The organism is Streptomyces sp. NPDC001513 (assembly GCF_042894695.1).
Lineage (GTDB): Bacteria > Actinomycetota > Actinomycetes > Streptomycetales > Streptomycetaceae > Streptomyces.
The window spans coordinates 337,069-363,093 of record NZ_JBIAVU010000001.1; the positions used below are offsets into that span (position 1 = coordinate 337,069).

General features: G+C 71.1%; 19 protein-coding genes and 1 pseudogene. 12 read left to right on the forward strand and 8 right to left on the reverse strand.

Annotated elements, in window-relative coordinates; all coding sequences use genetic code 11:
• Nucleotides 1-6: 6 nt before the first annotated feature.
• Nucleotides 7-567 carry a hypothetical protein gene (locus tag ACFYZ4_RS01705; protein ID WP_384352302.1) on the forward strand — a complete coding sequence of 187 codons (561 nt, stop codon included), beginning with the start codon at nucleotides 7-9 and terminating at the stop codon, nucleotides 565-567.
• 7 nt (nucleotides 568-574) lie between these two features.
• Here ACFYZ4_RS01705 and ACFYZ4_RS01710 read toward each other — a convergent pair whose 3' ends face one another.
• From ACFYZ4_RS01710 to ACFYZ4_RS01730, 5 genes are all read right to left on the reverse strand, one after another.
• Complete coding sequence (locus tag ACFYZ4_RS01710) at nucleotides 575-2,557, reverse strand: serine/threonine-protein kinase (protein WP_390782685.1); 1,983 nt, start codon at nucleotides 2,555-2,557, stop codon at nucleotides 575-577.
• A gap of 87 nt (nucleotides 2,558-2,644) precedes the next feature.
• Nucleotides 2,645-3,469 (reverse strand): GNAT family N-acetyltransferase, encoded by an 825-nt coding sequence (locus ACFYZ4_RS01715; protein ID WP_390782686.1) that lies wholly within the window; start codon nucleotides 3,467-3,469, stop codon nucleotides 2,645-2,647.
• A gap of 138 nt (nucleotides 3,470-3,607) precedes the next feature.
• Nucleotides 3,608-4,210, reverse strand: coding sequence for an SDR family NAD(P)-dependent oxidoreductase (locus tag ACFYZ4_RS01720; protein ID WP_390782687.1), 603 nt, complete (start codon nucleotides 4,208-4,210; stop codon nucleotides 3,608-3,610).
• Between the two features lie 342 nt (nucleotides 4,211-4,552).
• The gene (kdpB, locus tag ACFYZ4_RS01725) at nucleotides 4,553-6,700 is read right to left on the reverse strand and encodes a potassium-transporting ATPase subunit KdpB (protein WP_390782688.1); all 2,148 of its coding nucleotides are present in this window, start codon (nucleotides 6,698-6,700) and stop codon (nucleotides 4,553-4,555) included.
• 205 nt (nucleotides 6,701-6,905) lie between these two features.
• Nucleotides 6,906-8,828, reverse strand: a complete 1,923-nt coding sequence (locus ACFYZ4_RS01730) for an APC family permease (RefSeq protein WP_351300299.1) — start codon at nucleotides 8,826-8,828, stop codon at nucleotides 6,906-6,908.
• Nucleotides 8,829-9,066: 238 nt separating this feature from the next.
• On the opposite strand from ACFYZ4_RS01730, the gene kdpF (ACFYZ4_RS01735) reads away from it, so the two are divergent.
• From kdpF (ACFYZ4_RS01735) to ACFYZ4_RS01770, 8 genes are all read left to right on the forward strand, one after another.
• Nucleotides 9,067-9,156, forward strand: coding sequence for a K(+)-transporting ATPase subunit F (gene kdpF / locus ACFYZ4_RS01735; protein WP_390782689.1), 90 nt, complete (start codon nucleotides 9,067-9,069; stop codon nucleotides 9,154-9,156).
• A 46-nt stretch (nucleotides 9,157-9,202) separates the two neighbouring features.
• Nucleotides 9,203-9,961: a DUF4118 domain-containing protein gene (locus tag ACFYZ4_RS01740; protein WP_390782690.1), complete on the forward strand. Its 759-nt coding sequence runs from the start codon at nucleotides 9,203-9,205 to the stop codon at nucleotides 9,959-9,961.
• A gap of 238 nt (nucleotides 9,962-10,199) precedes the next feature.
• A complete protein-coding gene (gene kdpF / locus ACFYZ4_RS01745; RefSeq protein WP_136227956.1) occupies nucleotides 10,200-10,289 on the forward strand; it encodes a K(+)-transporting ATPase subunit F in 90 nt (29 codons plus the stop codon).
• Between the two features lie 8 nt (nucleotides 10,290-10,297).
• Nucleotides 10,298-11,977, forward strand: a complete 1,680-nt coding sequence (gene kdpA / locus ACFYZ4_RS01750) for a potassium-transporting ATPase subunit KdpA (RefSeq protein ID WP_390782691.1) — start codon at nucleotides 10,298-10,300, stop codon at nucleotides 11,975-11,977.
• Nucleotides 11,974-14,073, forward strand: a complete 2,100-nt coding sequence (gene kdpB / locus ACFYZ4_RS01755; RefSeq protein ID WP_390782692.1) for a potassium-transporting ATPase subunit KdpB — start codon at nucleotides 11,974-11,976, stop codon at nucleotides 14,071-14,073. Before kdpA ends, kdpB (ACFYZ4_RS01755) begins: the two co-directional genes overlap by 4 nt.
• Nucleotides 14,074-14,077: 4 nt before the next feature.
• Nucleotides 14,078-14,794 (forward strand): potassium-transporting ATPase subunit C, encoded by a 717-nt coding sequence (locus ACFYZ4_RS01760; RefSeq protein ID WP_351300313.1) that lies wholly within the window; start codon nucleotides 14,078-14,080, stop codon nucleotides 14,792-14,794.
• A 128-nt stretch (nucleotides 14,795-14,922) separates the two neighbouring features.
• A complete protein-coding gene (locus tag ACFYZ4_RS01765) occupies nucleotides 14,923-15,606 on the forward strand; it encodes a response regulator (protein WP_351300316.1) in 684 nt (227 codons plus the stop codon).
• A 4-nt stretch (nucleotides 15,607-15,610) separates the two neighbouring features.
• The gene (locus ACFYZ4_RS01770; protein WP_390782693.1) at nucleotides 15,611-18,157 is read left to right on the forward strand and encodes an ATP-binding protein; all 2,547 of its coding nucleotides are present in this window, start codon (nucleotides 15,611-15,613) and stop codon (nucleotides 18,155-18,157) included.
• An 81-nt stretch (nucleotides 18,158-18,238) separates the two neighbouring features.
• On the opposite strand, the gene ACFYZ4_RS01775 is transcribed toward ACFYZ4_RS01770, so the two are convergent.
• The 3 genes and pseudogenes from ACFYZ4_RS01775 to ACFYZ4_RS01785 form a co-directional block, all read right to left on the reverse strand.
• Entirely contained in the window at nucleotides 18,239-18,904 is a 666-nt protein-coding gene (locus tag ACFYZ4_RS01775) for an NAD-binding protein (protein WP_390782694.1), read from the reverse strand.
• A gap of 355 nt (nucleotides 18,905-19,259) precedes the next feature.
• Nucleotides 19,260-19,550 (reverse strand): annotated as a pseudogene (locus ACFYZ4_RS01780) (NAD-binding protein); the annotation flags it as partial.
• A gap of 104 nt (nucleotides 19,551-19,654) precedes the next feature.
• Nucleotides 19,655-22,153 (reverse strand): ATP-binding protein, encoded by a 2,499-nt coding sequence (locus ACFYZ4_RS01785; protein ID WP_390782695.1) that lies wholly within the window; start codon nucleotides 22,151-22,153, stop codon nucleotides 19,655-19,657.
• 254 nt (nucleotides 22,154-22,407) lie between these two features.
• Here ACFYZ4_RS01785 and ACFYZ4_RS01790 point away from each other — a divergent pair, with 254 nt between their 5' ends.
• The 3 genes from ACFYZ4_RS01790 to lysA all read left to right on the forward strand — a co-directional run bounded on the left by ACFYZ4_RS01790 (nucleotide 22,408) and on the right by lysA (nucleotide 25,933).
• Complete coding sequence (locus ACFYZ4_RS01790; RefSeq protein ID WP_390782696.1) at nucleotides 22,408-23,973, forward strand: Na+/H+ antiporter; 1,566 nt, start codon at nucleotides 22,408-22,410, stop codon at nucleotides 23,971-23,973.
• Between the two features lie 172 nt (nucleotides 23,974-24,145).
• Entirely contained in the window at nucleotides 24,146-24,553 is a 408-nt protein-coding gene (locus tag ACFYZ4_RS01795) for an SAV_915 family protein (RefSeq protein ID WP_351300331.1), read from the forward strand.
• A 9-nt stretch (nucleotides 24,554-24,562) separates the two neighbouring features.
• A complete protein-coding gene (lysA, locus tag ACFYZ4_RS01800) occupies nucleotides 24,563-25,933 on the forward strand; it encodes a diaminopimelate decarboxylase (protein WP_390782697.1) in 1,371 nt (456 codons plus the stop codon).
• The last annotated feature ends 92 nt before the right edge of the window (nucleotides 25,934-26,025 follow it).

A 26,025-nucleotide genomic window follows, 5' to 3' on the forward strand; every position in this document is an offset into this window, starting at 1 on the left:
GCTCTCATGGGACGACGTTTCACTCGGTCCGCGGCCGGCGCGGAAGCCGGGCACGCGGAGCTTCCTGAGCCGCTCGCGCAGGACATCCACTGGGCCGGCGAGAGGCGATCGGCGATCGGTGTCGCTTCCCTGCTGCTCGCCGCCCTACTGGTGCTGGACGGGGGCGCCGGCCGGCTCGACCTGATCCGCGGCGCCCTCTGGACCGGCCTGGCCGTCCTCGTGTTCGTGATCCTGCTGCCGCCCCGAGTCTCCGCCCGGCCCGGCCGGCTGACCGCCCGCGGACTGCTGGTGACGGACACCGTCCGTACCGACTCCCTCGTCTCGATCCGGTGGTCCGACGGGGTGTCCCAGCGGATGATCCTCCGGGACTCGGAAGGAAGCCGGGTCGAGATCGACCCGACCGTCCTCGTGCGCAATCCCGCCCTGTGGCGGCGTCTCGACGAGGACACCCGCACGTCCGTCGAGCGGGGCACCCTGCTGTGCGGCACGACCGCCCTGCGCCAGCTGGCGGGGCGCATCGACCGCGAGACGGCCCACACGGTCTTCAAGGTCTCCGGTCTGGAGTGACCGGCATTCAGGGGCTCCGGTCCACCACCGGTCCGGCGTCCTCCCGGACCGGGAGCGGCAGCCGTGCGAGGGTCTGTCCGTCGCCGTACGGGGGAAGCGCGACGAGGCTCAGCTCGGCTGCGACGATCTCTGCGACGGCCTCGTCCGCACGGCGTCCGGCCGGCAGGTCCAGCAGGACGTGGAAGTCGCAGGACTCGCCGTCCGGAACGTCGACGGGGTACTCGCTGGTGCCGGGGCCGACCTGATACCCGTGACCGGTGAGGTCGTCCACGGACGGGGTGACCTGTTTGACGAACCGCACCCGGCCGCCTCCGGGCATCGCGACCCGCAGGGCGAGGTTGCGGGCGAACGCCTGGCGGGTCCGGGCGATGAGCGAGGTCAGCTCCCCCGCGAACGGCGACGTGGGCTCCGAGGGGTCCATGACGAGGTCCATCGTCCCGGACAGCGCCGTGGTGATGGATCTGACCGGGGCCACCTCCCAGTCGGTGCCGATGCCGCGGACGTGGCAGGAGAAGCGGCCGGTGCAGGAGGCGAGCACGGCCGCCAGCTCCTCGGGGCTCTCGGCCGTGGATTTCAGGTCCATCAGGAGGATCGCGGTGCGTACGGCGTCGCCGTGCGCGGCCAGCAGCCGGTCGGCGAGCCGCAGCCACCGGCCGAAGGCGGCCGCCCCGATCGGCTCCAGCCCGGCCAGCGCGGCGCGCGCCTCGGCCTTGGTCGACGCGTTCGCCCGGACCAGGCGCATCGTGTCGGGGTAGAGCATCCGGGCATGTTCCGAGCCCGCGACGACGGCGAAGGAGACCCCCTCGTCCAGGCCGTCGACGGCGGATCCGACCGCGGCCCGGACGGCGCGGAAGTCCGCTTCGGGAAGCTCCTCGGAGAGACCGAGCAGGAAGACCAGCGCGCGGGGCGCCGCGGCCGCGGTTTCGCCGGGGGCCGCGCCCGCACCCGTCACCGTCACGATCGGGCTGACCTCGGTCGCCCCCGGCTGGAGGAATTCGTTGTAGTACGCCTCCATCGTGAAACCGGAATCGGAATCGGAATCAGGAGCGGCCGGCGCCGGGCGGCCGGCGTACGCGTACCGGGGGTCCGGTCCGGAGACGACGGGGAGCGCGGAGACCTGCCCGGGCGTGGACGGCGTCGTCCCGCCACGCCGGGAACCGAGGTCCCTGAGCCGGTCGGCGACGGCCCCGGCGTAGGCGGGCCGGTCACCGGGATCCTTCGCGAGCAGCACCGAGACGAGCCGGTCGAGCTCCACGGGCACGCCGGGCCGCAGCGAGGCCAGCCGCGGGGGTGGCGTGTGGATGTGATCCATCATCACGACCCGGAAGTCTCCGTGTGTGGTGAACGGCGGCCTCCCGGTGAGGAGGGCGAACAGGACGCAGCCGAGGGCGTACAGGTCGGCCCGTCCGTCGACCCGCTGCCCCTGGCACTGTTCGGGCGCCATGTAGTCGGGCGTGCCCATGAGGCTGCCTTCCCGGGTCAGGCCGGAGTCCGCGTGGACGAACCCCGCGATCCCGAAGTCGCACACCTTCACGCGGTCGTCGGCGACCAGCACGAGGTTGGCGGGCTTGATGTCCCGGTGGACGACGTCCGCCCGGTGCGCGTACGAGAGCGCGTCGGCGACCTGAGCGGCCAGGTCCAGTGCCCGGTGCACGGGCAGCCCGGACGTCTCCTCCCGCAGCACCTCGCCCAGGTTCCGCCCGTCGAGCAGTTCCATGACCAGGTGGAGCTGCCCGTCCTGCGCACCGGTGTCGAAGACCTGGGTGATCCCCGGGTGCTGGAGCCGCGCCGTGACCCGGGCCTCGCGGTGGAAGCGGTCCACGACGTGGCCGTCGGCCAGGTGCGGGGGGAGGAACTTGATGGCGACCTCGCGGGCGAGCCGGGGATCGTGGGCCCGCCACACCTCGCCCATCCCGCCGCGTCCGAGCAGTTCCTCCAGCCGGTAGCGGCCGCCGATGTGCATCCCCGCGATGTTCAAGGCCCCCCGCATTCCGCCCGGTCCCCCTGGTCCGGCCCTCGCCGCCCTTCCGGGACCCACCCACCGCATCCTACTGAGCGGCTCCTCCCCCGAGTCGCGCTACGAGCCTTCCCACGGGGAAGCCGGCGGGTCCCGTACGGGGTCAGGCCGCCTTCGCCCCCGGGAGCGCCAGCCGGCGAGCGGGCCCGTCGCGTAGTGGACGTACTCGCGGGTCAGGCGGAAGCCGGCCGACCAGGCCAGGAGGCGGCTGGGGCGGTTGTCGCGGGAGCAGGTCCAGCTCGCCGTGCGGCCGCGGGCGGCGATGTCCTGGCACAGGGCGGTGACGCAGGCGAGGGCGAGGTGTTGCCGGCGGTGGCCGGGGTCGGCAAGGGCGGCGACGTCCTCGTATGCGCTGCCGAGGAAGTAGGTGCAGGCCAGGGAGAGGGCACGGCCCCGGTGAAAGGCGCCCCAGCAGAGACCGGAGGACGCGAGCTGCTCGGGGCCGCCCCAGGTGTTGTGGATCCAGGCCGCCCCGGGTCCGAGGCCGACGACGGCCGCCGCGTCCTTGGGGGTCAGCCGGCGCACCGTGATGCCGTGAGCCGGGCGGGCGGCCATGGCGGGCGCCTGGTGCACGTAGACCATGCGCTCCCACGGGTCGATGCGCTGGAACACGCCGCCGAACAGGGGCAGGAAACGGGCCGGGGCTTCGATGTAGCTGCCCGCGAACCGTGCGAGAGCGTCGGGGGCGAGCGCGCCCGGGTCGCCGCGCAGCAGGACGTGGTCACCGCTGGAGACCGCGACCACCCTCGGGTCCACGGGCCGGTCCGCCCACCAGCGGCCGCTGCCGGTGGCCTCGACGTGCTCGGGGAGAGCCGCGACGCCGGGAGCCCCGCCGGGGAACCAGCGGGCCAGAGCGGGGAGACGGGAGGGAACGAGCTCGATCACGGCGGATGCCACCTCATCGGAGACGGAAGAGAGGCGGGGGCGGCCCGGGGCGGTGGGCCGCCCCTGCGGGGAACCGGCGCCGGCCGGCGTCGGCGCCGGCCGGCCTTGCGGCCGGGTTCGGACTGGTGTGCCACCCCGTCAGACGGAGTGGCCGACGAGCTGGTCGGCGAGCTTGTTCAGCCGCTTGACCGTGCGCTCCTCGGTCGCGCCCGCGGCGGGTTCCATCCGCTCGCCGCGGTCGTAGTAGGCGCCGTTGACGATCTCGACGGCCGGGTCGCACAGCCGCACGATGTGGGTGGCGCCCTCGGCGGGCGTCGCGCCCTCGTGTCCGTACAGCGGCCTCAGCGCGGTCTCGCAGACGCCCGGGTTGACGGACACGGCGGTGACGCGGGGGTCGGCCGCGAAGACGGTGAGCGCGAGCCGCGACTGCGCGTAGGCGGCGAGGCTGGAGTAACGGCGCGTGCGGTTGGGGTCGTTCCACATGATCGACGCGGTGCGGTGCATGGAGGAGGAGACGTTCACGACGCGTCCGCCCGGCTCGGTCGTGAGCGCCGGCTCCAGCAGATGCGTGAGCAGGTAGTGGGCGAGGAGCTGCTTCACCGCCGCCCGGGCCTCCGCCGCGGTGCGGCCGTGGAGCAGGACGGTGGCACCGCACTCCGCGAGCAGGCGGGCGGTCTCGTAGCCGATGCCTGAGGTGGCACCGGTGACCATGATGGTCCGGCCGGACAGGAACGAAGACATGAGGGGTTCCAGTGGACAGGCACGGCGGCGGGCGGCCGGGAAGCCGGGGGCGCGGCCGTGCGGTGAGGTGTGGTCCGTATCGGGTACGGGGGGGGTGCGCCTGCGGTCGCGCGGTGGACCGCAAGAGGGCAACGGGCGCTTGCCGCCAAGGGTCAGCGGGCGCTGCGCCGACGGAAACGGGCAGGCCGCGTGGCCGGCGGCACCGACGTGACGACGGCACGGCTCCGCCATGACGGCGGCCGGTCGTCATGGCGCTGACCGATGTTCACGCCATCCATCCAACTGGTCCGCGGCTGGGGTCTCAAGCGCCCTGACGACCCTCTGACGAGGTCTTGGCGGACTTCAGCCGAGCCCGGGGATCGTGGAGACGAAGAGGTCGATGACCTTGATGCCGATGAACGGCAGGATGAGGCCGCCGAGGCCGTAGACACCGAGGTTGCGGCGCAGGAGGTCGTGCGCGGAGGCGGGCTTGTAGCGGACGCCGCGCAGGGCGAGCGGGATCAGCGCGATGATGATCAGGGCGTTGAAGATGATCGCCGAGGTGATGGCGGACAACGGGCTGTGCAGGCCCATGATGTTGAGCGCTTCCAGGCCCGGGTAGGCGGCGGCGAACATGGCGGGGATAATCGCGAAGTACTTCGCGACGTCGTTCGTGATCGAGAAGGTGGTCAGGGCCCCTCGGGTGATCAGGAGCTGCTTGCCGACCTCCACGATGTCGATGAGCTTGGTCGGATTGGAGTCCAGGTCCACCATGTTCCCGGCCTCCTTGGCGGCCGAGGTACCCGTGTTCATCGCCACACCGACATCGGCCTGCGCGAGCGCCGGGGCGTCGTTGGTGCCGTCACCCATCATGGCGACCAGCTTGCCGCCGGCCTGCTCCCGCTGGATGAGCGCGAGCTTGTCCTCGGGGGTGGCCTCGGCCAGGTACTCGTCGACCCCCGCCTCCTGCGCGATGGCCCGGGCCGTCAGCTCGTTGTCCCCGGTCACCATGACCGTACGGATGCCCATGCTGCGCAGCTCCTCGAAGCGCTCCCGGATCCCCTCCTTCACGACGTCCTTGAGGTGGATGATGCCGAGGACCCGCGGCCCGTCCCAGTCGTGGACCGCCACCAGCAGCGGGGTGCCCCCGGACTCGGACACGGAGGCCGACCATGCGGCGGCCTGCGGCGGTACGGTGCCGCCGCGCAGCGACACCCACTCGGACACCTGGGCCACGGCGCCCTTGCGGATGGCGCAGCCGGCGCCGTTGTCCCAGCTCAGGTTGATGCCGCTCATGCGGGTGCGGGCGCTGAACGCCTGGAATCGCGGGTTGCTCAGCTCCTCCTGGGCGACCGGCTGAAGCCCGTACTGCTGGGCCAGGGCGACGACGGACCGGCCCTCGGGGGTCTCGTCGGACAGGGAGGCCAGCTGGGCCGCGTCCGCCAGCTTGATGTGGTCGATCCCGGGGAGCGGGATGAAGGCGGTCGCCTCGCGGTTGCCGTGGGTGATGGTGCCGGTCTTGTCGAGGAAGAGGGTGTTCACGTCCCCGGCGGCCTCGACGGCGCGGCCGCTCATCGCGACGACGTTGCGCTGGACGAGACGGTCCATGCCCGCGATGCCGATCGCGGAGAGCAGGGCGCCGATCGTCGTGGGAATCAGCGTGACGAGGAGGGCCACGAGGACGGTGGTGGTCTGGGCGGCGCCCGCGTACGCGGCCATCGGCTGGAGCGTGACGACGACCAGGATGAAGATGACGGTGAGGGCGGCCAGCAGGATGTTGAGCGCGATCTCGTTCGGGGTCTTCTGCCGGGACGCGCCTTCGACCAGCGCGATCATCCGGTCCATGAAGCTGTTGCCGGGGCGCGAGCTGACACGTACGACGATCGAGTCGGACAGCACGGTCGTACCGCCGGTGACCCCGCTGCGATCGCCGCCGGCCTCTCGGATCACTGCCGCCGATTCGCCGGTGACAGCCGATTCGTCGACGGACGCGGCGCCGTCGATGACGTCGCCGTCGGCCGGGATCAGTTCGCCCGCCTCCACCAGCACGACGTCCAGGGGCTGCAGCTCGCTCGGGGCGACGGCCTCCGTCTCGGCGTTCCGCAGGTTCGTGCCGTAGGTCCAGTGCCGCAGCCGCAGCGCGACGGTGTCCGTACGCGCCTTCCGCAGCGAAGCGGCCTGGGCCCGGCCCCGGCCCTCGGCGACGGCCTCGGCGAAGTTCGCGAAGATCACCGTCAGCCAGAGCCAGACGCTGATCACCCAGGTGAAGACCGACGGGTGGACGAGCGCCGACAGCGTGGTCAGTACCGAGCCGACCGCGACCACGAACAGGACCGGTTTGCGGATCAGTTCACGGGGTTCGAGTTTGCGTAACGCCTCGCGGAAGGAGGCCGCCGGCCGTATCGACTCCAGCAGGGGCCCTCGGCCTGGGCGCCTTCTGGGCGGTCGGTTGACCGGAGCCTGCGAAGGGGACGGAACGGGAGGTACCTGCCGAGTGGCGGCGGGAGGCATGGCGAGACCTTCGGGTCGAATCGGCGCAGCCGGAACGAGGGGTGCACCGCCGGGGATCCGTCCCTTGTGGGACCCCCTCCGGCTCGTCATGTGACGTTGGGATCCCCGGCGGTGGAACGGGCAGGAACTTACCGGTCCCGGAGGCCTTGGCAGCCGTACCGGACAGGTAATTTGTGCCCTCTTAACGGCGGGCGGATCGAAGGCGTCAGGACCCCGTGCGGGTGACGTCAAGGACCGCCGGTCCGGCTTCCTCCGTGATGCGGAAGCGGAGGCGGCAGATGACGGCGTCGGTGTCGCGGCGGACCGCGTGGGCGACGACGGAGCCGCGCTGGTTCTGGAGCAGCCGCTGCCACAGGTGCGCGGGTTCGGTCTCCGGGATGAGGACGGTGACCTGGGCGTCCGGGTGGGTCTCCGCGAGCTTGCGCACGTACGCCGACACCGGGCGGCCCAGCGAGCGGGTCTCCGAGGACAGTTCGATCAGTTCGACGCCGGGTTTCCACAACTCCCAGTCCCGGCGCAGGGCTTCGGCGGCCAGCCGGTCCTCTGCCGTGGGATGGGTGACGGTGACGGCGAGGACCTCGTCGCCGAGCGAGCGGGCGGCCGTGAGGGCCTGGCAGGTCAGCCGGGACAGGCCGGAGACGGGGACCACGACGAGCGAGTGGGCCTGGTGCGGCGGCTGCGGGACGCGGCCCAGTTCGAGGCGCTCGCCGATCTCGGCGTAGGCGCGGTGGACCTTCTCGAAGACGAGCACGATCAGCGGCAGGGCGAGGACGATCAGCCAGGCGCCCTCGGTGAACTTGGTGGCGGTGACGACGACGGCGGAGACGCCCGTCAGGACCGCGCCGAAGCCGTTGAGGGCGGCCTTGGTCTGCCAGCCCTTCGGCCGCTCGCCGTACCAGTGCCGGACCATGCCGACCTGGCAGATGGTGAAGCCGACGAAGACGCCGATCGCGAAGAGCGGGACGAGGGTGTTGGTGTCGCCGCCCGAGAAGACGAGCAGGGCGGCGGAGACGAGCGCCAGCCAGACCACGCCGTGGCGGTGCACCTGCCGGTCGGCCTTGAGGGCGAAGACGTGCGGCAGGTGGTTGTCCCGGGCCAGCAGGCTCATCAGCACGGGGAGGCCGCCGAAGGAGGTGTTGGCGGCGAGCGCCAGCAGGACCATGGTGGCGAACTGGACGACGTAGAAGGCCGCGTTGTGCCCGAACGAGGCGTCGGCGAGCTGGGCGAGGACGGTGACGCCCTCGACCGGCTGGAGGTGGAAGCGGCCGATGAGGATGGACAGGCCGATCAGCATGACGCCGAGCAGGGCGCCGAGGGCGACCTCGGTGCGCTGGGCGCGGCGGGCGGCCGGGGCGCGGAAGGACGGTACGGCGTTGGCGACCGCCTCGACGCCCGTGAGCGCCGAGCAGCCGGCGGCGAACGCCTTCAGCAGCAGGAGGGCGCCCACCGTGGTGGCACCCTCGCCGAGCGCGGAGGCGTGTCCGGCGGCGGAGGCGGTGCTGACCGGGCCGTCGCGGAAGAGACCGACGGTGATCATCGCGAGGATCGACCCGACGAAGAGCGCGGTCGGCAGGAGGAAGGCCTTGGCGGAGTCGACGACTCCGCGCAGGTTCACGGCGGTGACCAGGATCAGGACGGCGAGGCAGATCCACACGCGCTCACCGTGGAGCGCCGGGAAGGCGGAGGTCAGGGCGGCCACGCCGGCGGTGACGGAGACCGCGACGTTCAGCACGTAGTCGAGGATCAGCGAGGCGGCGGCGACCAGGCTGGTGCGCCGGCCGAGGTGCCTCTTGGCCACGGCGTAGGAGCCGCCGCCGTCGGGAAACGCGGCGATGACCTGCCGGTACGAGGCCACCAGCACCGCCAGCAGGGCGGCGATCGCGAGCGTGACCGGGAGCGTGAATCCCATGCCGTAGGCACCGGCTGCCGCCAGGACGAGCACGATCGACTCGGGTCCGTACGCCACGGACGCCATCGCGTCGAGCGACAGCGCGGAGAGGCCCTGGAGAGCGGTCAGCTTGTGGCGGTCTCCGGCTCCGGCTCCGGCTCCGGTCGCACCGCCATCGGGGGGCTCTTCCTGGCCCGGCTCCTGTGCGACCGTGGTCGGTTTTCCTACGTGTATGGCCATGTCGCCGGTCCCTCCGAATGAGCAAAGTGAGAACAGCGTCGAAGCCGTACGGGGCGGCTACCAGCACTCTTGGCGCATTCCATACGTCCGCCCCACCACTCTTCACGTGTTCCATACGCGGGGGCGGGAGCGGCGTATGAGGTGCGTCAATAGGCGGCGTCCCGTGTTGCGTCGGCGCCGCGGAGGGGCAGGCTGGATCCGGGCGAGCGCGCCCGACTGCGGCGAAGGAGAGAACGTCATGGACGCGGAGAACCTGGTCGGCCTGGTCATCGCCCTGGCACTGCTCGGCTATCTCGTGGTCGCCCTGATCAAGCCCGAGAAGTTCTGAGCGACGCTCTTCATCTCGATCGGCTCCTCCTGACGGGAGGCCTCACATGTCCGGCTACTGGTTCCGGCTCCGCGATCCGCTCGCACTGGTCGCGGGCCTCGTGGCCCCCTTCCTCGTCGCGCTCGCGCTCGTGCCCTTCCGCGAGGACCTCTCGGCGACGAACGAGGCACTGATCATGGTCGTCGTGGTGGTCGCGGTCGCCGCCCTGGGCACGCGGGCGGCGGGTGCGCTGGCCGCCCTTTCGGCGGCCGCCTGGTTCGACTTCTTCCTGACCAGGCCCTACCAGCGGTTCGCCATCGCTGACGGCGACGAGATCCAGACAGCGGTCCTCCTGCTCGTCGTGGGCCTGATCGTCTCCCAGCTGGCGGTTCGCACCCGCCGGCTCCAGGCGGTCGTGGTCACGGACACCGCGCACCTGTCGAGCCTCCAGGGCACCGCCCGGCTGGTCGAGGGCGGCGGCTCGCCGGAGGCGGTGGTCGAGTACGTGCGCCGGGAGCTGGTCGGCCTGCTGGGGCTGCGGGGCTGCCGCTTCGAGTACGGAACCCTGATGGGCCGGCTGCCCCGGCTGGAGCACGACGGCAGCGTGTGGCTGCGCTGCGGCAGCCGGATCACCGCGTACGCGGACTGGCCCGAGGGCGAGACCGAGCTGCGGGTGATCGGCGGCGGCCACTACTACGGCCGCTTCCTCCTCAATCCGCACCCCGACCGCCCCCTGCCGCCCGAGGAGGCCCGTCTGGTGGCCGTCGCGCTGGCCGCTCAGGCCGGGGCCGCCCTGGACACGTCCGGCCTGCCTCACCAGGCCTGATCGCCGGCAGGCCGCCCGCCCCGTCAGGGTGGCGTTAAGGGTTTCCGCGCCCCCGTATGGACCCCGTCAAGGTGGCTTAACACCCGGCTGAAGACACGGTTATCTCGTCATCGGCCATCTGGCCGATTCATTTCTTCCACTTAACTCAGGAGCTCGCGATGGCCGATCTGGCCTTCGTCGTCACCACGGTCGCGGTGTTCGCGCTGGTGGCTCTCATCGCCCGGGGGGTGACCAAGCTGTGAACGTCGAGAACATCGTCGGCCTCGTGGTGGCCGTCTCCCTGCTGGGTTACCTCGTCCTCGCCCTCGTGTACCCGGAGAGGTTCTGAGCACTGATATGAGCCCCGTAACCGCTGGTGTGCTCCAGCTGCTCGCACTGATCGCCGCACTCGCACTGGCCTACCGCCCCCTGGGCGACTACATGGCCCGCGTCTACTCCTCCGAAAAGCACTACAAGCCGGAGAAGTGGATCTACAAGGCCATCGGCGCCAACCCGTCGGCCGAGATGCGCTGGCCCGCCTACCTGCGCGCCGTCCTCGCCTTCTCCGCCGTCAGCGTCCTCTTCCTCTACCTCCTCCAGCGCCTGCAGGGCGTCCTGCCCGGCTCCCTCGGATTCGTCGCGATCGACCCCGACCAGGCCTTCAACACCGCCGCCTCCTTCGTCGCCAACACCAACTGGCAGTCGTACTACGGCGAACAGGCCATGGGCCACGTCGTGCAGACCGGCGGCCTCGCCGTCCAGAACTTCGTCTCGGCAGCGGTCGGCATGGCCGTCGCCGTCGCGCTGGTGCGGGGCTTCTCCCGTTCGCGCACCGGTGAGCTGGGCAACTTCTGGTCCGACCTGGTCCGCGGCACCGTCCGCATCCTGCTTCCGATCTCCGTGATCGGTGCGATCATCCTGGTCGCCTGCGGCGCCATCCAGAACTTCGCCGGGATCCACGAGGTCGGCCAGTTTTTGAACGGGCACAGCATGGGCGGCACCCAGCAGTGGAACGGCGGCGCGGTCGCCTCCCAGGAAGTCATCAAGGAACTGGGCACGAACGGCGGCGGATACTTCAACGCCAACTCCGCCCACCCCTTCGAGAACCCCACCCCCTTCTCGAACCTCTTCGAGATCTTCCTGATCCTCGTCATCCCCTTCGCGATGACCCGCACCTTCGGCCGCATGGTCGGAAACCTGCGCCAGGGCTACGCCATCCTCGCCACCATGGGCATCATCTGGGTCGCCTTCACCGGCCTGATGATGTGGACCGAGTTCGCGCACCACGGTCCGGCCTTCGAAGTCACCGGCGGCGCGATGGAAGGCAAGGAGACCCGATACGGCATCGCGGCCTCCTCGATCTTCTCGGTCGCGACCACGCTCACCTCCACCGGTGCGGTCAACTCCTTCCACTCCTCCTACACCGGGCTCGGCGGTGGCATCCAGCTGCTGGGCATGCAGCTCGGCGAGATCGCGCCCGGTGGTGTCGGCTCCGGCCTCTACGGCATGTTGATCATGGCGATCATCGCCGTGTTCATCGCCGGCCTCATGGTCGGCCGCACCCCCGAGTACCTGGGCAAGAAGATCGGCACCCGCGAGATCAAGCTCGCCGCCTGCTACATCCTCATCACCCCGGCCCTCGTACTCTGCTTCACCGCGGCGGCGATGGCCCTGCCCACCCCGGGCAACTCCATGACGAACACCGGAGCCCACGGCTTCTCGGAGATCCTCTACGCCTACACCTCCGGCGCCAACAACAACGGCTCCGCGTTCGCGGGCCTGAACGCCGACACCCAGTGGTTCAACAGCACCATCGGCATCGCCATGCTCCTCGGCCGCTTCCTGCCCATGGTCTTCGTCCTCGCACTGGCCGGATCGCTCGCCGAGCAGAAGCCCGTCCCCGAGACCGCGGGCACCCTGCGCACCGACAAGCCGCTCTACGCGGGCCTCCTCGTCGGCACGATCATCATCATCACCGGACTCACCTACTTCCCGGCCCTGGCGCTGGGTCCGCTCGCCGAAGGGCTCGCATCATGAGCACCGCCACACCGACCCGTGCTCCGCACGACGACCTGCCAACCGGCCACAAGCCGCCTGCCGGCCGTGTCGGTGGGGGGCTGTTCGACCCCACGGCACTGCTGAAGTCCTTCCCGGACGCGGTCCGCAAGCTCGACCCCCGGATCATGATCAAGTCTCCGGTCATGTTCGTGGTCCTGATCGGCTCGATCGTCACCACCGTCCTCGCGATCAAGGACCCCACGAACTGGTTCGGCTGGGCCATCACCGTATGGCTGTGGCTGACCACGATCTTCGCCAACCTGGCCGAGGCCGTCGCCGAGGGCCGAGGCAAGGCCCAGGCCGACACCCTGCGCAAGGCCAAGACCGACACCGTCGCCCGCCGCCTCAACGGCAAGACCGAGGAGCAGGTCCCCGGCACCGAACTGAAGATCGGTGACCTGGTGGTCTGCGAGGCCGGCGACATCATCCCCGGCGACGGCGACGTCGTCGAAGGTGTGGCCTCCGTCGACGAATCCGCCATCACCGGCGAGTCCGCCCCGGTCATCCGCGAGTCGGGCGGTGACCGCAGCGCGGTCACCGGCGGCACCAAGGTGCTTTCGGACCGGATCGTCATCAAGATCACGACGAAGCCGGGCGAGACCTTCATCGACCGCATGATCGCCCTCGTCGAGGGCGCCGCCCGGCAGAAGACCCCGAACGAGATCGCCCTCAACATCCTGCTGGCGTCCCTCACCATCGTCTTCCTGCTCGCGGTCGTCACGCTGCAGCCGTTCGCGATCTACGCGGACGCCAAGCAGTCCATGATCGTCCTCACTGCGCTCCTCGTCTGCCTGATCCCGACCACCATCGGTGCGCTGCTCTCGGCCATCGGCATCGCGGGCATGGACCGCCTGGTCCAGCGCAACGTCCTCGCCATGTCGGGTCGTGCGGTCGAGGCCGCGGGTGACGTCTCCACGCTGCTGCTCGACAAGACGGGCACCATCACCCTCGGCAACCGCCAGGCCTCCGAGTTCGTCCCGGTCAAGGGGACGACGGAGGCCGAGCTGGCCGACGCGGCCCAGCTGTCGTCGCTGGCCGACGAGACTCCCGAGGGCCGTTCCATCGTGGTCCTCGCAAAGGACAAGTACGGGCTGCGCGAACGCCACCAGGGCGAGCTGTCGCAGGCCGAGTGGATCGCCTTCACCGCGCAGACCCGCATGTCCGGTGTCGACGTAGACGGCAAGAAGACCCGCAAGGGCGCCGCCGGCTCCGTCATCACCTGGGTCACCGAGCAGGGCGGCCGCGTCTCCGACGACGCCGACGCACTCGCCAACAAGATCTCCGAGGCCGGCGGCACCCCGCTCCTGGTCGCCGTCGAGGACGAGAAGGGCGCCCGCGTCCTGGGCGTCATCCACCTCAAGGACGTCGTCAAGGAAGGCATGCGCGAGCGGTTCGACGAACTGCGCCGCATGGGCATCAAGACCGTCATGATCACCGGCGACAACCCCCTCACCGCCAAGGCCATCGCCGAGGAAGCGGGTGTCGACGACTTCCTCGCCGAGGCCACGCCCGAGGACAAGATGGCCCTCATCAAGCGGGAGCAGGCCGGCGGCAAGCTCGTCGCCATGACCGGCGACGGCACCAACGACGCCCCCGCCCTCGCGCAGGCCGACGTCGGCGTCGCCATGAACACCGGTACCTCGGCCGCCAAGGAGGCCGGGAACATGGTGGACCTGGACTCCAACCCCACCAAGCTCATCGAGATCGTCGAGATCGGCAAGCAGTTGCTGATCACGCGCGGTGCCCTGACCACGTTCTCCATCGCCAACGACGTCGCGAAGTACTTCGCGATCATCCCGGCCATGTTCGCCGTGGTCTACCCGGGCCTCGACAAGCTCAACATCATGGGCCTCTCCTCCCCGAACTCCGCGATCCTCTCCGCCGTCATCTTCAACGCGCTGATCATCATCGCGCTGGTCCCGCTCGCCCTCAAGGGCGTCCAGTACCGGCCCACCAGCGCCGACAAGATGCTCCGCCGGAACCTGGGGATCTACGGACTCGGCGGCCTGATCGCCCCGTTCATCGGCATCAAGATCATCGACATGCTCATCTCCCTCATCCCCGGAATCGGCTGACCCCATGAACAACTCTGTAGGCAACACAGCAAGGTTGATCGGGGCGGGCCTACGGGCCCTGCTGGTCCTCACGGTCATCTGCGGGGTCATCTACCCGCTCGCCGTGACCGGGATCGCCCAGGCCCTCTTCAATGACAAGGCCAACGGCTCCGAGATCAAGGACAAGAGCGGCCAGGTCGTCGGCTCCTCCCTCATCGGGCAGACCTACAACCTCCCCAAGCAGAACCCCGACGACGCCGAAGAGGCCGCCAAGCCGGACCTCAAATGGTTCCAGCCCCGCCCCTCCAACGGCCTCGGCTCCAACAGCGTCAACACCCAGTACTCACTCATCCTCTCCGGAGCCACCAACCGCTCCGCGGACAACGGCGCCGTCAACGGCCAGTGCACCAAGGACGCCGAGGAAGGCACCCTCTGCGCCCAGGTCATCGCCGCCAAGGAAGCGGTCATCGCGGACAACTCCACCACCGGCCACCAGGTCAAGCCCGAGGACGTACCGGCCGACGCCGTCACCTCCTCCGGCTCCGGCCTCGACCCCGACATCTCCCCCGAGTACGCCAAGCTCCAGATCCACCGCGTCGCCGAGCAGAACAACCTCGACGTCAAGCAGGTCGAAAAGCTCGTCGCCGACCACACCACCGGCCGCACCCTCGGCTTCATGGGCGAACCCCGAGTCAACGTCCTCGAACTCAACATCGCGCTCAAGGCACTGACCAAGAGCTGACATTCCGCACAGCAAGGGTCTGGAGCCGGCGGGACGCGCATCTCCCCCAGCCACCGCTGGGTGAAGGGGAAACCCCCGCGTCCCGCCGGCTCCGCCCCGTACCCACGAAAGAGGAAGGCCCCACACCGATGATCAAGGTGCTGGTGGTGGAAGACGATGCCCAGCTCGTCCGCGCGCTCAAGATCAACCTGGAGGCGCGGAAGTTCGAGGTCGAGACGGCTTCCGACGGAAACACCGCCCTGCGGCTGGCAGCCACACGCAAGCCGAATGTCATCCTGCTCGATCTCGGCCTGCCGGACATCGACGGCATCGACGTGATCAAGGGGGTGCGGGAGACCAGCGGTGTGCCCATCCTCGTCCTCTCCGCACGGCACACCTCCGAGGAGAAGATCCGGGCCCTGGACGCGGGGGCCGACGACTACGTCACCAAGCCGTTCAGCATGGACGAGCTCCTCGCCCGGCTGCGCGCCGCCGTCCGCCGCCGGGAGGTTCCGGCGCCCGCCGACGAGATCGCCACGGTCACGACCGACGAGTTCACCGTCGACCTGGTCGCGAAGAAGGTGAGGCGAAACGATCGCAGTGTCCGGCTGACGCCGACCGAGTGGCACCTGCTGGAGATCCTCATCACCAACCCCGGCAGACTGATCAGCCAGCGGAAGCTGCTGCTCGACGTCTGGGGTCCGACATACTCCGAGAACACCAACTACCTGCGGGTCTACATGGCCCAACTGCGCCGCAAGCTGGAAGCGGACCCCTCGCACCCGAGGTACCTGATCACCGAGCCCGGCATGGGCTACCGCTTCGAGGGATGACGTCATGGGTCGCGGCAAGTTTCGTATCTATCTGGGCTCGGCCCCCGGCGTCGGCAAGACGTACGCGATGCTCTCGGAGGGCCACCGCCGGGTGGAACGCGGCACCGACGTCGTCGTCGCCTTCGTCGAGCACCACAACCGACCGCGCACCGAGGTGATGCTGCACGGTCTGGAACAGATCTCGCGGCGCGAGCTGGAGTACCGGGGTTCCACGTTCACCGAGATGGACGTGGACGCGATCCTCGCCCGCCGCCCCTCGGTGGCGCTCGTGGACGAGCTCGCCCACACCAACGTGCCCGGCTCGCGCAACACCAAGCGCTGGCAGGACGTCGAGGAGCTCCTCCAGGCCGGCATCGACGTGGTCTCCACCGTCAACATCCAGCACTTGGAGTCGCTGGGCGACGTGGTCGAGACGATCACCGATGTGCGGCAGCGGGAGACCGTACCCGACGAAGTGGTGCGCCGCGCCGACCAGATCGAGCTCGTCGACATGTCGCCCCAGGCCCTGCGCCGGCGCATGGCTCACGGCAACATCTACAAGCCCGACAAGGTCGACGCCGCCCTCTCGAACTATTTCCGCCCGGGCAACCTCACCGCCCTGCGCGAGCTCGCGCTGCTCTGGGTCGCCGACCGGGTCGACGAACACCTTCGGGAGTACCGCGGCGAGCACAACATCCGCACCACCTGGCAGGCCCGCGAACGCATCGTCGTGGGCATCACGGGCGGACCGGAGGGACGTACGCTCATCCGGCGTGCCGCCCGCCTCGCCGAGAAGGGCTCGGGCGGCGAAGTCCTCGCCGTCTACATCGCCCGCAGCGACGGACTGACCGCCGCCTCGCCCAAGGAGCTGGCCGTCCAGCGCACGCTGGTCGAGGACCTCGGCGGCACCTTCCACCACGTCATCGGCGACAACGTCCCCGATGCCCTGCTGGAGTTCGCCCGCGGGGTCAACGCCACCCAGATCGTCCTCGGCGTCAGCCGTCGCCGCTCCTGGCAGTCCGTCTTCAGTCCCGGCGTCAGCGCCACCGTCGCCCGCGAGTCCGGACCCGACCTCGACGTCCACATCGTCACCCACGACGAGGCGGCCAAGGGCCGCCGGAGCCTGCCCGTCCCCCAGGGCGCGCGACTCGGCAGACCCCGGCTCATCTGGGGCTGGCTCACCGGCCTCGCCGGCCCCGCCCTGCTCACCGTGCTGCTGAGTCAGGTCGTGCCCGAGCTCGGCCTCGCCAACGACATGCTGCTGTTCCTCACCTTCACGGTGGCGGCGGCGCTCCTCGGCGGCCTGCTCCCCGCCCTCGCCTCGGCGGCCTTCGGGTCCCTGCTGCTGAACTACTACTTCACCCCGCCGGTCCACAAGCTGACCATCGCCGACCCGAAGAACATCGTCGCCATCGCGATCTTCGTGGGCGTGGCCGTGTCGGTGGCCTCCGTGGTCGACCTGGCCGCCCGGCGCACCCACCAGGCGGCCCGGCTGCGCGCCGAGTCCGAGATCCTCTCCTTCCTCGCGGGCAGCATCCTGCGCGGCGAAACCGCCCTCGACGCCCTGCTGGAGCGGGTCCGCGAGACCTTCTCCATGGAATCCGTCGCGCTGCTGGAGCGGGGTACCGACGTGGATCCGTGGACGTGCGCGGGCAGCACGGGCCGGAATCCGGTCACCCGGCCCGAGGACGCCGACGTGGACATGCCCATCGGCGAGAACATGGCCCTGGCCCTGACCGGCCGGGTCCTGCCGGCCGAGGACCGGCGCGTGCTCGGCGCGTTCGCCGCGCAGGCGGCCGTCGTACTCGACCGCCAGCGCCTGGTCGACGAGGCCGAGGAGGCCCGCCGCCTGATCGAGGGCAATCAGATCCGGACCGCGCTCCTCGCCGCCGTCAGCCACGACCTGCGCACCCCGCTCGCGGGCATCAAGGTCGCCGTGACCTCGCTGCGTTCCACCGACGTGGAATGGTCCGAGGAGGACCGGGGCGACCTCCTGGAAGGCATCGAGAACGGCGCCGACCGCCTCGACCACCTGATCGGCAACCTCCTCGACATGTCCCGCCTCCAGACGGGTACCGTCGTCCCGCTCATCCGCGTGACCGACCTCGACGAGGTGGTCCCGATGGCTCTGGCCGGGGTCCCCGACGACAGCGTCGACCTGGACATCCCCGAGACGCTGCCGATGGTCGCCGTCGACCGCGGCCTCCTGGAGCGGTCCGTCGCCAACATCGTCGAGAACGCCGTCAAGTACAACCCCGAGGGCCAGCTCGTCCACGTCGCCGCCAGCGCCCTCGCCGACCGGCTGGAACTGCGCGTCGTCGACCGGGGTCCGGGTGTCCCCGACGAGGCCAAGGACCGGATATTCGAGCCCTTCCAGCGGCACGGTGACGCGCCCGCCGGCACGGGCGTCGGTCTGGGGCTGGCGGTCGCCAAGGGCTTCCTGGAGGCCATGGACGGCACCCTCACCGCCGAGGACACCCCCGGCGGCGGCCTGACGATGGTCCTCACCCTGCCCATCGCCGGAGACGCCCGTCCGGTGACGGGCGAACTCCCGGCCGACGCCACGACGTGACCCGGGGCCGGGTCACCAGCCACCCCGGCCACCCCGGCCACCCCGGCTGACCCCGAGACCGGCGGTCACGTTCGGCGGCCCTCACGATCGCCGGCTTCCGTACCGGGCGGTGGGGAGTGGGGGGTCCGGCGGGGGCTGGACTCCTGTCATCAGGATGTCCAGCCCCCGCCGGGTCGTCGCGAGCACCACCCGGTCGCCGGCCCGCAGCACGCGGCCGTGCGGCGGCCGCCAGTCGAAACCGGTCACCCGTGGAAGGTACAGACCGCCCAGGGTGTCCGACGGGGACGCGGGACGGTACGCCGCCGAGTTCCCGGACGATCCCACGGCGAGGACCCGCCATTCGTTCTGCTTGAACGCCTCGTGGATCGAGAAGCCCTCCAGGGCGGGATGCCCGGCCATGTCCACCACCGTGAACAGCAGCACGCCCCGCTCCACCGGCATCACGCCGAGGACATGGCGGCCCATCATCGCCGCCGCGAACGACGGCGCCGCGAGCGCCGACACACTGCGGCTCCGCGTCGCCGCGTGCGGGTACGAGGCGCGCAGCGTGTGCGAGACGGTGGCCGCGAAGTCGTCGTCGTAGAGCCGCATGACGACCCTGATGCCGGGGTTGGCCTCGCGGGCGGCCATCACGATGTCCAGGTTGGCGCTGTCGTCCCGGCTGAGCACGAGGAGCGATCTCGCCCGGCTGATCCTCGCCAGATCGAGCACGCGCGGGTCCGTGGCGTCGTCGAGGAGCAGCGGCACGCCCAGTTCGCGGGCCGCGGAGACACCGCGTGTGGTGCGCGAGCCGGTCCCGCAGCCAGCCGCCCGGTGTCCGCGCGTCGGCCGGCGCGTCCGGGGCGTGGTCGTGGGTGACCTCCTCCAGCATCAGGCGGCCGTGCGTGAACTGGCGGTGGTACGAGGTGACGGTGTCCGGGAGGAGCTGGGTGCCGTCGGCGCCGGGTGTCTCCGCGCTGTCCTGGCTGCGCGGGTCGTCGCGGTCGGTCCCGGAGAATCCTTCCTCCACGTCCGGGGTACGGGCGGCGACCGCACGGTCCAGGAGCTGTTCGAGGTGGCGCCCGCGCTCGCGGTGGTACATGCGGATGACCAGCCGGATCGACGGGTTGATGCTGCGGGCGAGGAGCGCGGCCATCATGTTCGTCTGGTCGTCGCCGTACGTGAGGGCGAGCGCGGCGGCCCGCTCGACGCCCGCCGCCCGCAGGGTCAGGTCGTCGGGGCCGGCCGAGGTGATCAGCTCGACGGGAGAGTGCGGGTTGCGGTGCAGTGCGTCGATCTCCCCGCCGTGCTCGTCCCGCCGGGACGGCAGTACGACCGTGACGGTCTCCCCGCAGACCGCGTCGAGCTCGACGGCGAGCCGGCGGGCGAGACCGTCGTCCCCGCAGATCACCATGTGCTGCGAGCGGGGACCGAGATGCTGGAGAGGGAGAGTCGACGTCACGTCTGATCAGACCGCATCCGGGTCAACACCATTGCAGTCAAAGGGGAGTTGACGCGTCAGTATTGCGTCAGGGACTGAGCGGGGAGTCCAGGGGCGGCCGGGAGCGACAGGGTCATGGTCAGGCCGCCTCCGGGGGTGTCCTCAGGCGTCAGGGTGCCGCCCATCGCCTCGGCGAGACCTCGGGAGAGGGCGAGCCCGAGCCCGACGCCGGTGGTGTTGTCGGTGTCCCCGAGGCGCTGGAAGGGCACGAAGGCGTTCTCCCGGTCCGCCTCCGGTATTCCGGGCCCGCGGTCGACCACCCGGATCTCGACGCGGTCGTCGAGCGCGCTCGCCGTCAGCAGTACCTGTCGTCCGGGCGGGGTGTGCCGGGCCGCGTTGTTCAGCAGGTTGGCGACCACGCGTTCCAGCAGGGGCGGATCGGCCAGTACGGCCGGGGCGTGTTCGAGGCTTCGGCTGTCGACGGCGGGGGCGTCGGGGGGCAGGCCGTCCAGTGCGGCGGGCAGCACCTCCATGAGGTCGGTGGGCCGCAGCTCCAGTTTCAGCGCTCCGGCCTGGAGCCGGCTCATGTCCAGGAGGTTCTCGACGAGGCGGTTGAGCCGCGCCATGGACTCGTCGGCGGTGGCGAGGAGGGCGCTGCGGTCCTCCTCGCTGAACTCCACGTCGCTGGCGCGCAGCGATTCGATGGCGGCCCAGCCGGCGGCGAGCGGGGTGCGCAGATCGTGGCTGACCGCGGCGAGCAGTGCGGTACGCATCCGGTCGGCCGCCTTGACGGGTTCGACCTCGGCAGCCGCCTCGGCCAGTCGGGCCCGCTCGACGGCGACGGTGACGTGCGCGGCGAAGGCCGCCAGGACCCGCCGGTCGGAGCTGGGCAGCGGACGTCCTCGCAGGACGAGGTGCGTGTCCCGTCCCACCGCGACCCGTACGACGGAGGCGTCCTTCGGGACCGGTTCGTCGGTGAGCTCGACCGACTCCATTCCGAAGGTCTCCCGTGTCCGTTCGAGGAGCGCGGGAACGGCCTGGTCCCCCCGCACGATGGAGCCGGCGAGGGACGAGAGCGTCTCCGCCTCGGCCGTCGCCCGGGCGGCCCGGCGCGACAGCCGCAGCGACCGGTCGACGGCCCCGGCGACGGTCCCCGCGACCACCGCGAACACCACCAGCGCGAGGATGTTGTTCGGCTCGGCGATGGTGAACTCTCCGACCGGCGGGATGAACCAGTAGTTCAGCAGGAGGGAGGCCGTCACGGACGCGACGACGGCCGACACCACGCCGCCCACGCACGCGACGCCGACCACCGCCAGCAGGAAGAGCAGGGCCTCGCTGGTGAGGTTGAGGCTGCCCCGGGTGCGGTCGAGGAGGAAGGTGAGCGCGAAGGGCAGAACGAGGCCCAGGACCGGTCCGGCGATCAGCCGGGAGGTCGGCAGCGTCCGCCGCCTCGACGGCAACAGCCGTCCGCTCCCGGCCCGTTCGTGCGTGACCATGTGGACGTCGATGTCCTCGGACAGGCCGACGATGGTCTCTCCCGTGCCCCGCCCGGTGAGGAAGCGTTCGACCCGTCCGCGCCGGCTGGTGCCGAGGACCAGCTGCGTGGCGTTCTCCGCGCGGGCGAACTCGGTGAGGGCCGTGGCCACGTCGTCGCCTACCAGGGAGTGGTAGCTGCCGCCGAGGCTCTCGACGAGCGCGCGCTGGCGCACCAGCGCGGAGGCCGATGCTCCGGCGGCGAGGCCGTCACTGCGCGCTATGTGCACGGCGAGGAGGTCGCCGCCCGCCGAGCGGGCGGCGATCCTGGCCGCCCGCCGGATGAGCGTTTCGCCCTCGGGACCGCCGGTGATCGCCACGACCACCCGTTCCCGGGTCTCCCACACGCGGCCTATGCCGTGCTCGGCGCGGTACTTCTGCAGCGCCTCGTCCACCCGTCCGGCCAGCCACAGCAGGGCCAGCTCGCGCAGCGCGGTGAGGTTGCCCACCCGGAAGTAGTTGGACAGCGCCGCGTCGACCTTCTCCGGGGCGTAGATGTTCCCGTGTGCCATCCGCCGCCGCAGGGCCTCGGGTGGCAGGTCGACCAGCTCGATCTCATCGGCCCGCCGCACGACCGCGTCCGGCACGGTCTCGTGCTGCGGCACCCTGGTGATCTTCTCGACGACGTCGTTGAGGGATTCCAGGTGCTGGATGTTGACGGCGGTCACCACGTCGATCCCGGCCGCGAGCAGCTCCTCCACCTCCTGCCAGCGCTTGGCGGGGCTGCCTCCGGGGACGACGGAGTGGGCCAGCTCGTCGACGAGCGCCACCTCGGGCCGCCGTTCCAGGACGGCTGCCAGGTCCATCTCCGGGAAGCGGCTCCCCCGGTACGTGCGCTCCACGCGGGGCACGACCTCCAGACCGGCCAGCTTCTCCTCGGTCAGGCGACGTCCGTGGCACTCCACGAAGGCGACGACCACGTCAGTCCCCCGGTCGGCACGGCGCCGCCCCTCGTCGAGCATCCGGTACGTCTTGCCCACACCGGGGGCTGCCCCGAGAAAGACCTTCAGTCTTCCGGGCTTGGCAACCGCCTCCGCCACGCCACGCGCCTCCTCACGCCGAAACCGCCCCGATCCGCGCAGGGGGCTTCCCTTCCCTGGGTGGCAGAGGCACACAAGTGCTGCTCACGATCATCATCGGGTGAAAACCGACCGGGTCACCGCACAGCCGGAAGACATTGACGCTGCCCTGACACAGTCCTTGCGCGATAGGGTGAAGGCGGTGTGCCGGGAAGTCTGGTCGGCGTGACGGGTCGCGTGGCCCCGATCTCGATTCCAGGGGTCCAAGGGGCGGTATGCGCAGCGTCGGTACGATCTTGTTTCTTGTGGTCCTCGCCACTCTCGTGGCGACCGGGGCGCGCCGCTGGCGCATTCCCGCACCCTCGCTGCTCGTCGTCGCGGGCCTCGCCGTCGCCCTGTTGCCCGGCGCCCCCGAGATACACGTCACACCCGAGCTCATCGGCCTCGTCGTGCTGCCGCCCCTGCTGTACGCCAGCGCCGAGGAGATGTCGTGGCGCGAGCTGCGCGCCGTGTGGAAGCCGGTGTCCATCCTCGCGGTGGGACTCGTCCTGGCCTCGGCCGCCGTGGTCGGGTACGTGGCGTCCGTCCTGACCCCGCTGTCCTGGCAGATGGCGCTCGTGCTCGGGGCGGTCCTGGCGAGCACCGACCCCGTCGCGGTCACCGCCCTCGGCCGGCGCCTCGCGCTGCCGCCCAGGGTCCAGGTCATGGTCCAGGCCGAGAGCCTGTTCAACGACGCCACCTCGCTGGTCCTCTTCCGGGTCGCGGTGAGCGTCGCGGTCGCCTCCTCCGCCGTTTCCTGGGGCAGCGCCACCGGTGAGTTCGCCCTCCTCGCCGGGGGCGGCACCCTGATCGGGGCGGCGGTCGCGGGCGTGGTGGTGCTGATCCGGCGCCGCACCCAGGACCCGGTCCTGGAGACCGTGGTCGCGCTCGTCACCCCGTACGCCGCGTACGTGCTGGCCGAGACGGCCCACACCTCCGGCGTCACCTCCGTGGTCGTGGCGGGCGTCGTCATGGGCGGCAGCGGGGTCCGCCTCACCAGCGCCCGCATACGCCTCCAACTGCACGCCGTCTACGGCACCGTGGTCTTTCTGCTCGAAAGCGTCGTGTTCAGCCTGATCGGCCTCTCCCTGCCGGGCCTGATCCGCGAGCTGGGAGACGAGAACCGGCGCTGGCCCCTCTACGCGCTCGCGCTGGCCTGCACGCTGATCGCCGTGCGCGTGCTGTGGGTCTTCCCGCTGTCCGCGCTGCTCCAGCGCAAGGGCGGGCGGGAGAGGACCGACTGGCGGGTGCCGGCCGTCCTGTCGTGGGCGGGCACCCGGGGAGTCATGCCGCTGGCCGCGGCCCTGTCCATACCCGTCGCCGCCGCCGACGGCACTCCCCTGGCCCAGCGCCCCCTGGTCCTGGTGCTGACCTCCTCCGTCGTGGTCGTCACGCTCGTCGTGCAGGGCTTCACCCTCGCCCCGGTCGTACGCCGTTCGGGGATCGCCCTCGAACCGGACCACACCGAGCGTGAGGAGACCGGCGCACGGCTGAGCCTCGCCGAAGCGGGACTGCGCCGCCTGGACGAACTGTCCGGGCTCGAAGCCGCGCCCGAGGCCGTGCTCGAACGGCTGCGCCGGTCCCTTCACGCCCGCCGCGACCACGCGCAGGACCGGCTCGGCGACGACGACGGAGCGCACGAATCCGCCGACCAGGTCTACCGCCAGCTGCGCCGCGATCTGATCGACAAGGAGGCCGCCGAACTCCAGCGGCTCTACGACGACCACCGCATCAGCGACACCACCCGCCGGCGTCTCCAGCGGTCCCTGGACCTGGAGGAAGCGCGCCTGTCCGACCTCTGACGGCCGCCCTCCGCAAGAGCGGCGTCAACATCGCGTCAGCGCATCGGGAAAGCGCGTCAAACATGCGTCAGCGGCGGGAGCGATGACCGGCCGACGGGCATACCTTCGCCGAAGCGCGCACCGGGCCCTTCCGCCGGAGCGCCGACGCACGCTCCCCACCAGGAGGAACAGCATGTCTACGGCAACGCACCCCGAGGACCCCGAGCCTTCCGAACCAGTCCCGGCCGGACCTCTCTACGTCCCCGTCCGGCCGGGACCCGCGGGCTGTTCGGCCCGCTTCTTCCGCACCCCGCCCGGGGAGCGCACGGCAGTCGGCTTCACCTCCGAGACGCGCCTCACCGCCACCCTGGGCACCGGCCAGACCTGGATCAGGCTCTCCGCGCCCGCGCTGCGGGCCCTCGCCGAGCCGCTGGGCGTCCACCGCCTCACGGTCGACCCGCAGTTCTCCGCCCCTGCTCCCGTCCCCGCCACCGCCAAGCCGCTTCCGGCCTGGCGCGACTGGGACCCGCAGCACATCGGCGTCCTGCGCGTGACCGGCGCCGCCGCGGTCGTCTCCTGCATGAACCTCCTGATCGGCTGAGGGGTAGCCATGACCGTCACCTCCGTTTCCCCCGACCGGGACCGGACCGCCGCCCCGGACCCATCGTCGGGCGCGTACCCCTCCGTGGAGCTGTCCATCTGGCCGGCCTCCGCCCGCCCGGCCGCCGAAGGCGACGTCACCGTCGCCGACGTCTCCCTCACCGAGGCCGCCGACCGGTTCGGCACCCCGCTGTACGTGCTGGACGAGGGCGAGGTCCGCGACCGCTGCCGTGCCTACCGCACCGCCTTCCCGGACGCGGACGTCGTGTACGCCGCCAAGGCGTTCCTCTGCCGGGCCATGGCCCGCTGGGTCGAGAACGAGGGCCTGGGCCTGGACGTCTGCTCCGCCGGCGAGCTGGGCCTCGCCATGACCGCGGGCTTCCCGGCCGAGCGGATCGTGCTGCACGGCAACGCCAAGAGCCCCGAGGACCTGAGCGCCGCCGTCCGGCTCGGTGTCGGCCGCATCGTCCTCGACAGCACGTCGGAGATCGCCCGGCTGGCCGAGATCGTGCCCGAGGGCGACCGCCGGCAGGTCATGATCCGGGTCGTGCCCGGCATCGCGGCCGGTGGTCACGCCAAGATCCGTACCGGTACGGAGGACCAGAAGTTCGGTCTGTCGATCACGGACGGCTCCGCCCAGCACGCCATCGCCCGGATCCTCGCCCAGCCCCGCCTCGAACTCGTGGGCCTGCACTGCCACATCGGCTCCCAGATCTCCTCGGTCAAGCCCTACGTCGCCGCGATGCGCCGGATGATCGGGCTGATGACCCAGGTGCGGGACCACCACGGCCTGGAACTGCCCCAGTTGAACATCGGCGGCGGCCACGGCATCGCCTACCGCCCCGGCGAGGACCGCCTCGACATCGACATGCTGGCCCGCCGGATCCACGCCGAGCTGAAAGACGGCTGCGCCCACGCGAAGCTGCCCGTTCCGCGCCTCACCATCGAACCCGGGCGCGCCCTCGTCGGCCCCGCCGGCGTGGCCGTCTACCGGGTCCTCACGGTCAAGGAGACCTCGGGTCGCACGTTCGTCGCCGTCGACGGCGGGATGAGCGACAACCCGAGGCCCGCCCTGTACGGGGTCCGGTACGCGCCCCGGCTGATCGGCCGCCGCTCGACCGCCGCGCCCTCCCTGGTCACCGTGGTGGGCCGGCACTGCGAAGCGGGCGACGTACTGGCGGACGAGGTGCTGCTGCCCGGAGACGTGCGGCCCGGCGACCTCCTCGCGGTGCCCGCCGCCGGCGCCTACCACCTATCCATGGCCTCCGGCTACAACCTGATCGGCCGCCCGCCCGTGATCGCGGTGCGGGACGGCTCCGCTCGGATGCTCGTACGCCGTGAATCCCTGGACGACATGAGCCGTCGGGACATCGGCCTGTAGCCACGGCCGCGCGGACCCCGCGGAGTCCCCGGACCGCCCGGAGACTCCGCGGACCTCCCCTGCCCCCCTGCCTCCGCCGGGCGTCCGCCCGG

Coding starts and splice junctions, on each gene's coding strand:
- ACFYZ4_RS01705 (WP_384352302.1), top strand. CDS start 7: ATGGGACGACGTTTCACTCGGTCCGCGGCCGGCGCGGAAGCCGGGCAC.
- ACFYZ4_RS01710 (WP_390782685.1), bottom strand. CDS start 2,557: ATGCGGGGGGCCTTGAACATCGCGGGGATGCACATCGGCGGCCGCTAC.
- ACFYZ4_RS01720 (WP_390782687.1), bottom strand. CDS start 4,210: ATGTCTTCGTTCCTGTCCGGCCGGACCATCATGGTCACCGGTGCCACC.
- kdpB (WP_390782688.1), bottom strand. CDS start 6,700: ATGCCTCCCGCCGCCACTCGGCAGGTACCTCCCGTTCCGTCCCCTTCG.
- ACFYZ4_RS01730 (WP_351300299.1), bottom strand. CDS start 8,828: ATGGCCATACACGTAGGAAAACCGACCACGGTCGCACAGGAGCCGGGC.
- kdpF (WP_390782689.1), top strand. CDS start 9,067: ATGGACGCGGAGAACCTGGTCGGCCTGGTCATCGCCCTGGCACTGCTC.
- ACFYZ4_RS01740 (WP_390782690.1), top strand. CDS start 9,203: ATGTCCGGCTACTGGTTCCGGCTCCGCGATCCGCTCGCACTGGTCGCG.
- kdpA (WP_390782691.1), top strand. CDS start 10,298: ATGAGCCCCGTAACCGCTGGTGTGCTCCAGCTGCTCGCACTGATCGCC.
- kdpB (WP_390782692.1), top strand. CDS start 11,974: ATGAGCACCGCCACACCGACCCGTGCTCCGCACGACGACCTGCCAACC.
- ACFYZ4_RS01760 (WP_351300313.1), top strand. CDS start 14,078: ATGAACAACTCTGTAGGCAACACAGCAAGGTTGATCGGGGCGGGCCTA.
- ACFYZ4_RS01765 (WP_351300316.1), top strand. CDS start 14,923: ATGATCAAGGTGCTGGTGGTGGAAGACGATGCCCAGCTCGTCCGCGCG.
- ACFYZ4_RS01770 (WP_390782693.1), top strand. CDS start 15,611: ATGGGTCGCGGCAAGTTTCGTATCTATCTGGGCTCGGCCCCCGGCGTC.
- ACFYZ4_RS01790 (WP_390782696.1), top strand. CDS start 22,408: ATGCGCAGCGTCGGTACGATCTTGTTTCTTGTGGTCCTCGCCACTCTC.
- ACFYZ4_RS01795 (WP_351300331.1), top strand. CDS start 24,146: ATGTCTACGGCAACGCACCCCGAGGACCCCGAGCCTTCCGAACCAGTC.
- lysA (WP_390782697.1), top strand. CDS start 24,563: ATGACCGTCACCTCCGTTTCCCCCGACCGGGACCGGACCGCCGCCCCG.